The organism is Chryseobacterium sp. Marseille-Q8038 (assembly GCF_965111995.1).
In genome coordinates, this window is sequence record NZ_CBCOPN010000001.1 from 2,093,979 (window position 1) to 2,106,943 (window position 12,965).

Annotated in this window: 12 protein-coding genes; 6 read left to right on the forward strand and 6 right to left on the reverse strand. The window is 33.5% G+C overall.

Annotated features, from left to right (window positions below; all coding sequences use genetic code 11):
- Positions 1-131 precede the first annotated feature (131 nt).
- From ACWPWS_RS09750 to ACWPWS_RS09770, 5 genes are all read left to right on the forward strand, one after another.
- Entirely contained in the window at positions 132-560 is a 429-nt protein-coding gene (locus tag ACWPWS_RS09750; protein WP_454046345.1) for a DUF4268 domain-containing protein, read from the forward strand.
- 110 nt (positions 561-670) lie between these two features.
- Positions 671-1,309: a hypothetical protein gene (locus ACWPWS_RS09755; protein ID WP_209785270.1), complete on the forward strand. Its 639-nt coding sequence runs from the start codon at positions 671-673 to the stop codon at positions 1,307-1,309.
- A gap of 431 nt (positions 1,310-1,740) precedes the next feature.
- The gene (locus ACWPWS_RS09760) at positions 1,741-2,118 is read left to right on the forward strand and encodes a helix-turn-helix domain-containing protein (RefSeq protein WP_454046346.1); all 378 of its coding nucleotides are present in this window, start codon (positions 1,741-1,743) and stop codon (positions 2,116-2,118) included.
- 11 nt (positions 2,119-2,129) lie between these two features.
- Positions 2,130-4,124, forward strand: a complete 1,995-nt coding sequence (locus ACWPWS_RS09765; protein ID WP_454046347.1) for a DEAD/DEAH box helicase — start codon at positions 2,130-2,132, stop codon at positions 4,122-4,124.
- Between the two features lie 4 nt (positions 4,125-4,128).
- A complete protein-coding gene (locus ACWPWS_RS09770; RefSeq protein ID WP_454046348.1) occupies positions 4,129-4,749 on the forward strand; it encodes a hypothetical protein in 621 nt (206 codons plus the stop codon).
- A 53-nt stretch (positions 4,750-4,802) separates the two neighbouring features.
- Here the strand turns inward: ACWPWS_RS09770 and gldG are convergent, their stop codons facing one another.
- The 5 genes from gldG to kbl all read right to left on the reverse strand — a co-directional run bounded on the left by gldG (position 4,803) and on the right by kbl (position 9,927).
- The gene (gene gldG / locus ACWPWS_RS09775) at positions 4,803-6,473 is read right to left on the reverse strand and encodes a gliding motility-associated ABC transporter substrate-binding protein GldG (RefSeq protein WP_309511464.1); all 1,671 of its coding nucleotides are present in this window, start codon (positions 6,471-6,473) and stop codon (positions 4,803-4,805) included.
- Positions 6,474-6,477: 4 nt separating this feature from the next.
- The gene (locus ACWPWS_RS09780; protein ID WP_105683683.1) at positions 6,478-7,206 is read right to left on the reverse strand and encodes an ABC transporter permease; all 729 of its coding nucleotides are present in this window, start codon (positions 7,204-7,206) and stop codon (positions 6,478-6,480) included.
- A gap of 59 nt (positions 7,207-7,265) precedes the next feature.
- Entirely contained in the window at positions 7,266-7,817 is a 552-nt protein-coding gene (locus tag ACWPWS_RS09785) for a CopD family protein (protein ID WP_047432297.1), read from the reverse strand.
- 93 nt (positions 7,818-7,910) lie between these two features.
- Entirely contained in the window at positions 7,911-8,561 is a 651-nt protein-coding gene (locus ACWPWS_RS09790; RefSeq protein WP_454046349.1) for a hypothetical protein, read from the reverse strand.
- A 169-nt stretch (positions 8,562-8,730) separates the two neighbouring features.
- On the reverse strand, positions 8,731-9,927 hold the full coding sequence (kbl, locus tag ACWPWS_RS09795; protein WP_105683686.1) for a glycine C-acetyltransferase: 1,197 nt from the start codon (positions 9,925-9,927) through the stop codon (positions 8,731-8,733).
- Between the two features lie 158 nt (positions 9,928-10,085).
- Here kbl and ACWPWS_RS09800 point away from each other — a divergent pair, with 158 nt between their 5' ends.
- Positions 10,086-10,964 carry a cupin-like domain-containing protein gene (locus ACWPWS_RS09800; protein ID WP_454046350.1) on the forward strand — a complete coding sequence of 293 codons (879 nt, stop codon included), beginning with the start codon at positions 10,086-10,088 and terminating at the stop codon, positions 10,962-10,964.
- Positions 10,965-11,033: 69 nt separating this feature from the next.
- On the opposite strand, the gene ACWPWS_RS09805 is transcribed toward ACWPWS_RS09800, so the two are convergent.
- A complete protein-coding gene (locus ACWPWS_RS09805) occupies positions 11,034-12,965 on the reverse strand; it encodes a M1 family aminopeptidase (RefSeq protein ID WP_454046351.1) in 1,932 nt (643 codons plus the stop codon).

Genomic DNA, 12,965 nt, shown 5'->3' on the forward strand with positions numbered 1-12,965 from the left:
TGTTTAATATTTGAAAAAAGGGAGAAAACGAAATGGTAAAAGAGTAAAAAGGTAAATTATTCTCTCCGTAATTTTACGGTTTTAGGTACCACACTTTTGCCTTTCTCCCATTAAATCATTATGTTTGCCATATGTTCAGTAAACAAGAGGCACAGCAATTAAAAAAGGAATTTTGGACAGCTTTTGGAAGATCATTTCCCAGAAAATGGATTCTTTATGATACCAAAATCAAGGACATGGCATTTAAATTTTCTGCCGACAATAAAAAAGTAGAAGTTTCTCTGGATATTGAAATGAAAGATGAGATCTTTCGGAATGCTTACTACGAGAAGATCTGGTCATTGGAAGATATTTTAAAAGATTTCATCGGAGAGTTTCAGAAAGAAGAGCATTTCACCCTTGATAACGGTAAGATAATCAGTAGAATATGGATTGAAAAACATAATGTTTCCATTTTTAACAAAAATACATTGCAGGAAATTTTTGAATTTTTTGTAGACAAAATGGACGGTTTTGAACGCTTTTACTACGAATATGAGGATTTTATAAAGGACATATAGAATACTTACGAAATAAATACTATTTTACACTTCAGGTTAAGATAAAAAAGAAAACTTATCTTTGCCACACCACTTAAACTAATAGATGAAACAAACTAACATGATTAAAAATGAGAAAAGTGTACAAAAACATTTTTGGAGAGATTATTTCCAAAAGTAATGCTGTGAAGCTGAGCGAATATCATCTGTATTATTATAAAGAAGGTTCCGATTTCCTGAAAGAAATTGAATTTATCAACGAAGATAATATTTACAACATCAATTATTTTTTAAGTGACGAAGAAGACGAGGCGCAGGTAGTGGATTATCTTAAAGAAAAATCTGACTTTTTTGATATAGAAAAAAGGGAAGCTGCAGATGGCTTTATTATTTCCACCAATAAATTATATTCCTTATCTGTAGACGATCTGCCTTTAATTTCTAAAACTGTTTTCAAAACGGATGACCCGGAAAACTTTATCTGTTCACAGGTTATCGACAATGAAACTCATCAGCCTCAACTTGAAAGGACCATTAAATGCTGGTATACCCATGATGAAAAAGGGGAAAAATATGCCGCCATTGAATGCAGCTATCAGGAAGACGGAAAACTTGAGCTGGCAGTAGATAAAACCCCTGATCCTGATCATGAAGAAAACTGGATACATTATGATTATGACACTTTCCAGGATCTTCAGGCACAGATAACCACAGACATCAGTTATTACAGAACAGCAGCTCTACTTCCAAAAGAAACGTATCAGCAATAACTTAGGTTCTTCTTTTACATCAAAATTATGAAATGAAACAGACTTCATTTTTTTTAACCTAAAAGTACAAATACCAATCTGGTCGATATCTTTAATATCCTTAGATATCCAGATAAATGATTGATAATACAGAAATTTCTTTACATAATTTCGGTCATCACTCTGATAAATGATTACACCTTATAGCTATAAAATAAAAAAGAGAAACCTTCAGGTTTCTTTTTTTGTAATCCCGAAGTAATTTCTATACTGTTTTTGATCCGAAAAATACTCTGGGGATTTTTTAATCCGAATTTTCAAACAAAAAGGGAATGATACTTTTTATGGGATCTGGAATATATTGGAAAGTATCAGAATCATTTCCAAAAATAGGTTTAAAATTTTGTCCCATTTTATTATATTTGTACAAAGGCACAAATATAAAATTCATTATGGAAAAGCTAAGAAATCTAAGAAAGCAAAGAGGCTACACACAAGAATATATGTCTAATATTATATCAACAGACGTATCCAATTATTCCCGAAAAGAGAATGATGAAGTAAGAATATTTGATGATGAATGGGAAAAACTTGCTAAAGCGCTTGATGTTCCTGTAGAAGAGATCAAAGAGGAAAGAAAAACAGCTATTGTCCATAATAATCATGACAATACTACTTTTAATGATAATGCAGGCAGCTATTTTAACAACTTCCATAGTATTCCGGATTCTATTGTAGAAAATTTGCAGAGCTATATTAAAGTTTTGGAGGAGCAGGTGGAAACTTTGAAAGAGGAGAATAAAAAATTAATATCTAAAAATAATAAATAAAACTTCAAAATATGAGTAGTTACTTTTATTTGCAAGCTGAAAAAAATACAATAAATGCCTCCTTTATTGATGATATAAAAGAATATGCTGAACAAGAGAAAAAAATAATTTACATACTAAATAAACCTTTAACAGATCAAAAATACAATTATAAGTATAATAATTCTCTTATAGTACTTATTCCTAAACATAAAATAGGAATCATTGATTTTGGAAATAACGAGAGTGAATTTGAAGATTATGTTGAGGATATTATTGAAGATATTGGATCAATTTCTGATAAATACTTATATAAAGATGTTATAGGAAGACCTAGATCATGGCGAAAATCTTTACTAGATTATGATATAAAGTCTTCTGAAAATATACCTGACATATTAAATAATATCGAATTAACAGATGAAGGTGACATTAAAAAGTTAGACTTACTTATATCTCTTTTTATCGGAAGTATTAACGATATTGATAGAGTCAAAGAAGAGGTTCCTATAACAATTTTAGATAAAGTAAAGCAAAAAATACAATTATTCGATGGAGATCAAACAAGATTTATTTATCAAAATCCCGAAAAAAAGAAAATTATAATACAAGGGCTTTCTGGTACTGGTAAAACAGAATTGTTACTACATAAGCTAAAAGATTTATATGTAAGTGATAGTAAATCAAAAATATATTTCACCTGTCATAATAAAATTCTCGCGGACAGCTTAAAAAAAAGAATCCCTTCATTTTTTAACTTCATGAAAGTTGAACAACAAATTGAGTGGAACAAAAGGTTATGGTGTACAAATGCCTGGGGTGCTAATTCAAACCCGAATTCTGGGGCGTATAGATATATCTGTGCATTCTATGAAATACCTTTCTATAGATATTCTTTTCAAATGTCTTTCAGTAAAGCTTGTAAACTTGCTATAGATGAAATTAAAGCTAAATTTCAAAAAAGTGAAATTAAATATGCATTTACATATATGTTTATTGATGAAAGCCAAGATTTCGATGAAAATTTTTTCGATCTATGTGAACTTGTAACTGAAAAAAATATTTATGTTGCTGGTGATATTTTTCAAAGTATTTTTGATGAAAATTTTTCAAATAGTATTAAACCCGATTTTTTATTAGGAAAATGTTATAGAACTGACCCAAAAACTCTTATGTTTGCTCATGGTCTAGGAATGGGGTTATTTGAAGAAGAAAAATTAAGATGGCTAGAAGAAAAAGAATGGGAGGATTGCGGATATAATGTCTCTGTTAATAATCAAAAATTTTACTTAAGCAGAGAACCATTAAGAAGATTTGAAGATTTGGAGGATAATTTTGAAAGTATAAAATTAGTAGAAGTAACGGAAAAATATTCTGATACAATACTTACCTTAATAAGTGATTTACAAAAAGAAAACAGCACATTAGTTCCAGAAGATATAGGTATTATCCTTCTTGATCAAGACAACGAAATCTATAAATTAGCAGATGTTCTAGAACTAAGAATTCAACAAACTTTCGGATGGGATGTAAATAAAGCATATGAAACAAAAGAAAAAGTTCCAGGTTCTATTTTTATAAGTAACAGAAATAATGTAAAGGGACTAGAATTCCCCTTTGTTATCTGTATAACAAAAGCTATTAAAAATAATTCAAGTTATCGTAACTCACTTTATACAATGCTCACGCGCTCGTTTATCAAATCATTTTTATTACTTCCAAAAAATCATAAATCAGGATTGACAGAAGGAATGAAGACGGGACTTCACGAAATAATAGAGAATAAGCAAATGGTAATACAAGAACCGTCAGAGGAAGAAAAAAAGATGATCAAAACAAGTTTTGAGTATAGACTTAAAACACAATCTCATTATGATTTAATGATGGAAGTCTTTAAAAACTTAAATATTGATAAAAAATATCATACAAAATTATTTTCTGCGGCTCAAGAATTCGATATGCTTGAAAGTGATAGTGAAACATTAACTGCATTTGTAAAAGATAACATTAAATATATAAAAGACTAATAATGTGAAGATTATTGAAAAAAAAATACTTGAATTTCAAGAAAATAGTTTTTTCTCACCTATAAGAAACAAAACGGACTATGTAAAAGTTTTAATGCTGGGTGCTAGACAATTACTTTTAGATATTGATAATGAAGACGCTTCCTCATCCAAAATGAGGCTAGTTATTGATAAAATGAGTAGATTATTTTTTTATAAAGAAAAAAAATATTTTAGTATATCTTTCCCTTTTACTGTAATATATAATGAAGATCAAAATATAGAAATCAATAGTTACTCAGGTAAAAAAATAGATAATAAAAGTATATCTGCAATCATATCAATCGTAGATAGTCCAGAATTTAAATTGAATCCCTCACTCATAGATTTTTATATTGAACCCAATAATATAGTAGATTCAAATGGCCTTTTTTTGCTAGAAGAAATATTCATGTTTGAGCCATCTTATGTAAGATATGATAATGATCCTGACAATGAGAATGGCAATCTACATCCATTAAACCATATAGATTTAAATTATTCTCAATATAGTACTTTTAAAATCGGTCTTAATCAAAATATATCTCAAATATATTTTGAAAATTTACATAATATCAAAACAGATTGTTCTTTTCTGACTGATTAAACCTTTAAATAAAAAGAGAAGCCGTTGGGCTTCTCTTTTTATTAGTTATCATTTTATCCAAATTTCTTTTTCCTTAACCAGAAGAACAGTCCTCCGATAAGGCCGATAATGACCAATGGAAGCAGTAAATTCAGCCACTGCCAGTTGGTTTTCTCTTCAGTAATCCTTTGTCTGTCAAGAAGTCTTTCTTCAATATTTCGGTTTCTAAGCTCCATCAGATTGCTGTCATCCAGCAAATAATCCAAAGCATTTCTCAGGAACTGTTCGTTTCCAAACTGTTCGTTCGTTAACAAATCAACTCCTAATGGAAGTGGTTTTCCTTTGATCACTTTGTTCCTGCCTACATCTCCGTCTGCAATAACGATCATTTTATTTTCCGGGCTTGATGTCTTGAAGCCAGGGTAAGATTTTCTTTCAATTCTTGAGGCATAGGCAGAATTAAATTTCCCTTCCAATGCTACAGCAAAGATCTTCGGTGTACTTGGTTTTTCCATTTGTCCAAGACTGTCTACGCTTGCAACCTCTTTTAAATCTACATAGTTCGGAACCTGTTTCAGCAATGTTCTTTCACTGGATTCGAAAAGAACTTTTGTTTTGATATTCTTTCTTCCTCCTAAGGTATCAATGGAAGTTGGAAATTCAAACTTTACAGGGTTAATATTTTTGGTGATCGGATTATTATTTTCTGCAATTCCCAGGGGAAAATATGGCCAGGGTAAGCTTGTGTACTGAGGATTTCCACTCACTTCTCCTGTCACCAGTCTTAACAGGGCAAACTTCTTAACATCTTTTACCAAAGCAGGATTGATTCTCAACCCATAATTGAAAAAGAAGTCTGTCATGTTGATATCTACAGGGAAAGGCATTACTTTTTTGGATCTTGTTAAGGTATCCATTTCAGCATTTACGGCATCAATCATCCAAAGGGTTTTCCCTCCGTTCATGATATACTGGTCAAGAATTACTTTTTCATTATCTGTAAATGCTTTTCTTGGTTTTGCAATTACCAAAGCACTCATCTGCTTCAATAACGGAATATCTTCTACGGAAAGCTCAGTCTGATTTTTAGGAATAATAGGCCCTGCGTCGTAGTTTTCCATGGCCAGCTGTACAAATCCCTGAAATTCGTCCGGACTTAATTCATCCTGATTAACCAGAATCCCGATTTTCTTTCTCTTAGCCGCTGCAATATTTTTGATATTGGAAACAAGGTTGTATTCCAGCCCTTCAATAGATCTTGTCAACTGCTGATCAGCATCAATTCCTGCCTGCTGTACTACCAATGGTATAGAAACACCATCATTTCCATGCTTGATCACAGCATAAGGGAAAAGCGTGATCTGTGAAATTTTCCCATCTTTTACATCCGGAAGAATAGACGGCTGCATTCCCATTGCCATCAGGGTATCCTGAGACATTTTTGTTTTAATAGGGTCTATAAATTTAAAATCAATCTTTGGATTAATTTTTCTGAACTCTTCCAGCATAAATTTCGTTTCGCTCTGAAGCTGTTTGAAACTTGCCGGAAAATCACCTTCAAGATACACTTCTACAGTCAGAGGTTTTTTAACAGACTCCAGTACTTTGATAGTGTTATCGGAAAGGGTATATCTTTTTTCTTTTGTTAAGTCTAATCTGATTCCTGAATAGGTCAGGATAATTACCAATGGAACAATGGCAATTAAGAAAATTCCCAGTGGAGATTTAGCATTGAACTTCTTCATGATTCTACTTCTTTTTGTTAATAAAATGATTAGACAATACTAATGAAGCACCGATGACAAGTACAAAATAGGCTACATCTTTAAAATCAATAAGACCTCTTGTAAAGCCTAAGAAATGCTGATAAAAGCCAATATTCTGAAGGATAAAATCTGCACCTCCCAATAGTTTATAACTTGCCAGTTGTTCGATTCCAAAATACATAATGAAACACATGAAAACACCCAGCAGATAAGCCATAATCTGATTCTGTGATAATGAAGATGCCAGAATTCCCACGGCTGAAAATGCGGCGATTAAAATAATCAAGCCAATGTAACTTCCAAAGGTCATTCCAAGATCAATATTTCCAGCAGGCACTCCTAACACGTATACCGTATAAAGGTAAATCAATGAAGGAATAAGACATAAAATTCCAACGATCCATACAGAAAGGAATTTTCCGGTTACCAGTTCTGAAACTCTTAACGGCTGCGAGAAAAGCCAGTTTAATGTTCCCGTTTGCTGTTCTTCTGCAAAAGTTTTCATGGAAAGGGCAGGAATGATAAACATCAACAGCCATGGAACCAATACAAAATAGCTCTGCAACGAGGCCATTCCGATCTCAAAAATATTAGAATCGTTGTCGAAAAAGAACAGGAAAAGGGTTGCTATCAAACTGAAAGCGGCGATGATCACCCATGCACTCCAGTTTCCAAAGTAACTCCAAAGTTCTTTCTTTAAAATTGCAATCATAGTTTTTTTGTAAGATGTAAAAAGGATGAATGTATGAAGGCATACGTCCTACTCCACAATTATTTGTTTTTTTTATTTTTATTAACCAGTTTCACGGTCATCATGATCAGAAATACAAGAACGAAAAATCCTGCAATTAATTGCCACCAGTATTCAATCACCATCGATTTTAAAATAACGGTAAATACAACCAGAAACAGAATGAATGTTGCAATTTCATTCGCCTGTCTCAGTTTGATATTAGCAATCGGCAGTGTATCTCCATGTAATTCTTTTAAATGAAGAACTTTTTTCCAGCACCAGTAATGATAAATGGCAAGCCCGATAAGGAAAGTCAGTTTCAAATGAAACCACGGCATTTTCATCAGCCCGGTATTTAAAAAAATCATAACCAATCCGCATACCGCCATGATTACTCCGGCAGGAACTGTGATAATATTCCACAGTCTTCTGGCCATAAAAGTGTACTGCTCTCTCAGAATTTTCTTTTTTTCTTCAGGAAATTCATCGGTGTCTTTATAATAAACAAAAATCCTCACGAGATAAAAAATTCCCGCAAAGTAGCTTACCATGAAGATAATATGTAAAGCTTTGATGATGGTATACAGCATCCTAAAAATTTGTTTGCAAAGATAGTTTATTTCGGAAAAAAAGAGAATTTAATCTAAAATCTTTAGCATAAAATAATAAAGATTCAATATTGTTTAGAATTTGAAAATGAATTTCATATCAACATTAAAATTAAAACGCAGATTGGAACCTTGCCGATTTGAATGATAATCAAAAGGAAGAACATCTACCGGAGCATAATCTTCTTCCTTTCCTGTCATATTAGTATAAGAAATATTTTTTTGCCTGATACCAAAGCCAATTTTAGGCATAAAACCAAACCATGAAGATTCTTTATGAATCAAAATGCTGTAGTTAATATTTAATCCATATTTGGTTCTTTTATAATCTGCTGAACTAAAAGAATAATACACATCATTTTCATCGTAATATTTTCCTGAAATATTTTTTCCTATTTGATTTAAATAGAAAACTTCTGCTGATACAAAATGTTTTAATCTTGATTGAGGCACCAAACTGTAAAAAACTTCCGGTCTTATCTCAAAAATCCTGTTTTTCCCTTCAAAATTGCCCATATTTACGGGCATTATTTTGTCTGTTCCATAGGCCAATTCGCTTCCAACCCACCATCTTTCATTTATTTTCCCCATATAACCTACATTATAGCGCTGGTCACGAAAAGGAGCAAAAGCACTTACGGTAAGTATTGATTTGTAATCATTCGATTGAGCATAAATTGTATTGAAAAAGCTAAAAAAAGCAAAAAGAAGTAAATATTTTTTCACAAAATGGCTATTAGAATTAGTGTTCCAAATATATTATATTATCATTTATTCAGCAATAGCATTCATTTAATTACAAAAAAATAGAGTACTGAATATTTTTTCATAAAAAAACAGGATTTCTCTAAATAAGAAATCCTGTTTTTTATTCTACAAAAGTAGATTTTTTATCTTAAGAGATCACTCCTAATTCTTTTCCAACTTTTTCAAAAGCAGCAATGGCTTTATCCAAATGTTCTCTTGTGTGAGCCGCAGATAACTGTACTCTGATTCTCGCTTTTCCTTTTGGTACTACAGGATAAAAGAATCCGATTACGTAAATCCCTTCATCCATAAGCTTTTCAGCCATTTTCTGAGAAAGAGGTGCATCGTAAAGCATTACCGGAACAATTGCAGCATCTCCTTCAGGAATATCAAAGCCTTTCGCTTTCATTTCCGTTCTGAAATATTCTGCATTTTCCATTACTTTATCACGAAGAGAAGTATCATCAGAGATCATATCCAACACTTTCAAAGCAGCTCCTACAATTCCCGGGGCTAAAGAATTAGAGAACAGATAAGGTCTTGAACGCTGTCTCAACATATCAATGATCTCTTTCTTACCGGAAGTAAATCCTCCTAAAGCACCTCCTAAAGCTTTTCCTAAAGTAGAAGTGATGATATCTACTCTACCCATTACTTCATTAGCTTCGTGAGTTCCACGGCCTGTTTTCCCAATGAAACCTGTAGCGTGGGAATCATCTACCATTACCAAAGCATCATATTTGTCTGCAAGGTCACAAACACCTTTTAAATCTGCAACAATACCGTCCATTGAGAATACTCCATCTGTTACGATAATTTTGAAACGGTGATTTTTTTCAGAAGCTGCAATCAGTTGCGCTTCCAGATCAGCCATATTATTGTTTTTATATCTGTATCTCGCAGCTTTACAAAGACGAACACCATCAATGATTGATGCATGGTTCAGTTCATCTGAAATAATAGCATCTTCTTCTGTAAATAATGGTTCGAAAACTCCTCCGTTTGCATCAAATGCAGCAGCATAAAGGATGGTATCTTCAAGACCTAAGAAATCAGCAATTTTTTTCTCCAAATCTTTGTGAATATCCTGTGTTCCACAGATGAAACGTACAGAAGACATTCCATACCCGTGAGACTGAATCATCTCCTGAGAAGCTTTCATCACTTCCGGATTGTTGGATAATCCCAGATAATTGTTCGCACAGAAGTTCAAAAGCTTTTTTCCGTTCGCTTCTATTTCTGCACTCTGCTGAGACGTGATGATTCTTTCTCTTTTGTAAAGTCCGTCATTCTCAATATTCTGAAGTTCGTTCTGTAAATGTTGAAGGTATTTTTCAGAGATCATTTTTAGTAATTTTTTAGATGTGCTAATTTACTAAAAAGGCAGTAAAATAAAACCTTTTATAAGCTTAATTCTAAAAAATCAATTCAGGAATCAGTTTTAACACTATTAGTCTATAAATTTAGTAGGATAATATTTATATTTGTTTAAATTTTTAATGCATGAGATTAAAGCCGGTACAAAAAATAAAGACAATCAGTTCAGAAACCTTTATCAACAGCCATATGAAGCCGAGAGTTCCTATTATTCTTGAAAACTTTATCCATCCGGAAAGTCCAGCTTTCAAAAAGTGGAACTATGAATACTTCAAGGAAATTGCAGGAGATTACAGGGTGAATATATATGGTAGTGAGCTTGATTCCCTGGACAGAGTAGCCAGTGATCCTATAGCCCAGTCTACTTTTTCAGAATACCTTGACCTGATACAGTCTACCCCAACTGAACACAGACTTTTCTTATTTAATCTCTTAAAAATAAAACCCGAACTTAAGAATGATCTTATTTACAATGATGTGACCCATGGTAAAATACTAAAATGGCTGCCTTTTATGTTTTTTGGAGGTGAAGGTTCTGTCACCAGAAACCATATTGATATCGACATGTCGCACGTTTTCATTACACAGTTTCAGGGAATCAAAAGGATTTGGCTCTTCCCGTGGGAACAGTCTGATTTTATGTATAAACTGCCTTATAACTTCCACAGCCTGGCTCAGATTAAAAACCCTGATTACCGAAAATATCCGGCTCTTCTTTATTTAAATGGCTACGAAGCCATCATTCATCCCGGAGAAACCCTTTATATTCCTTCCGGATGGTGGCATTATATTCAATATGATACGGAAGGATATTCTATATCGGTAAGAGCACTTCCATCAAGCTCTCTCGAAAAATGGCGGGGTTTTAAAAACCTGGTCATCACCAGACATTTTGATAATCTCATGCGCAAAATATTCAAAGAAAAATGGTTCTCCTACAAGGTCAGGCTAGCCAGAAAAAGAGGAGCCAGAGCAGCCAGAAAACAAAGGAGCTTTCAAATTTGAAAGCTCCTTTGTTTTCTGGTTATATTGATTTCGAAAAAATTAAGGATTTATCCTTTAATCTCTTCCGTGTTACTGTTTGATAAATTTAATACTCTTTTCGTCAATAGTAATAACATAAGCTCCGGGAATCAATTCTGAAATTCCAATTGCTTTGCCTGGCTGATACGTTCCTTTTCCTACCAGTTTTCCATCGATAGCATGAATCGTAAAATCCACAGCTCTGTTAATTCCTTTCAGATTAATTTCATTTTTTGCGGGGTTCGGATATAGGCCAAAACCTTCCTTCTCAACGGAAGAAACACTTAAAGTATTATCCTGGGTAACCGTAGAGTTTTTCTCAATAATCTGATATTCATAATTAAACTGAACACTTGCAATAGGGAATGTTACCGACTGCAAAAAGCTTTGGTTATTGGATGTATTATTAAGAACAAAATAAGCCGTCTGCCCCGAAGTTCCTGTCACTTTAATAGGTAAAGGCATTTCAAAAAAACTAACTGTAGGGCTGCTTTGCGTCTGGGAAACTTTAAATAAAGCCTGATTACCGCCCTGCATCCATTTGATAGTATAAGTAGGATATCCTTCTCCATATACCCAGTCATTAAAAAATTCTGTAAAATCTGTTCCGGTAGACTGAAGCAAAGAAGCATTAAAATCAGCTGTACGCACATAGTTGTATGCCAGGTTCGGTCTTGCATGATAATCTTTAAGTGCCTGATAGAATGCAGCATCACCTAAAATCCACTTCAGCATTCTCAGCACATATCCTCCTTTGGAATAGGATAATCTGCTGTCAAATATTCTGTTGATGCTTGAAAGTCCGTTATCCGGTACATATACACTTCCTGTTGTACTTGCAGTAATGTAATTGGATTGTCCCTGTAGATAATTCAGAAATTCAGTATTGGTCATAAGCAGTTTTTCATTGGCAAGATGTTCACCAAAAGTTGCAAAACCTTCATTCAGCCAGATATCATTCCAGGCACCACAAGTTACTTTGTCTCCAAACCACTGATGGGCAAGCTCATGGGCAATAAGCTGTTTACCCCAGCTTCCCATAGAAGACATTGTCTGATGTTCCATACCGCCTCCGTACATGAATTCCATATGTCCATATTTTTCATTACGGAAAGGATAAGTTCCAAAATAGGTTTCAAAAGTACCCATAACCTGCTTCGTCCATTGAATATTATTCAGACTGGTCTGGTTGGAATTCGTGGACGGATAAATATAGTTGACAAAAGGAAACGGAGGATTCCCGATGGTATCTGTAAGTTTTACAAAATTAGTAATGGACAATGCAATCAGATACGCTGGTGTAGGATACATTGTTCTCCAGAAAGTAAGCTTTGTAGATCCTGTAGGAAATGTTTCAGACATCAGTTTTCCATTGGCTGCCACACTGTAATTGGATGGCGTAGTAATTTTAAAATCAAATCTTTCGATCTTATCATTTAAGCTTTGTTTGGTAGGAAACCAATCCTGTGCACCGTAAGGTTCATTCAACGTAGAAAGAACCGGAGTTCCGCTCTGAAGGGCAGTTTTGAAAGCATCATTAGCTGTAGAGGGTGCTCCTGCATAATAGATGGTAAGAGAATCCAGTGTATTGGCCGGAATAGAAGCCGGAAAATCAATCTTAAGTTCTTTGGAAGGAAGCTGCTGAAAACTTGTAATATTGGTTCCGTGATATTTCACCTGGGAAACCGTTAAGGAGTTGGAAAGATCGAAATAAATACTTCCCATACTTTGTGTTGGTTTAAAATGAGAAGTCACTGATCCGGAGATATTATATACCGCAGGATCCAGGCTAACATCCATTCTTTGATACTGTAAATCGTAATTGAGTGTATTGGGATTGATATTCCCGATATTCATTTTTTGAGTAAAGGATTTTTTCTCTTTTTCGATCAATCCTTTCATATCCGTATTTTGCCGTTGCTTCTGGCTATAGAATTGCTGAGATAATAAAAATCCCAACACCAAAAGGTACAATTTTGTCAT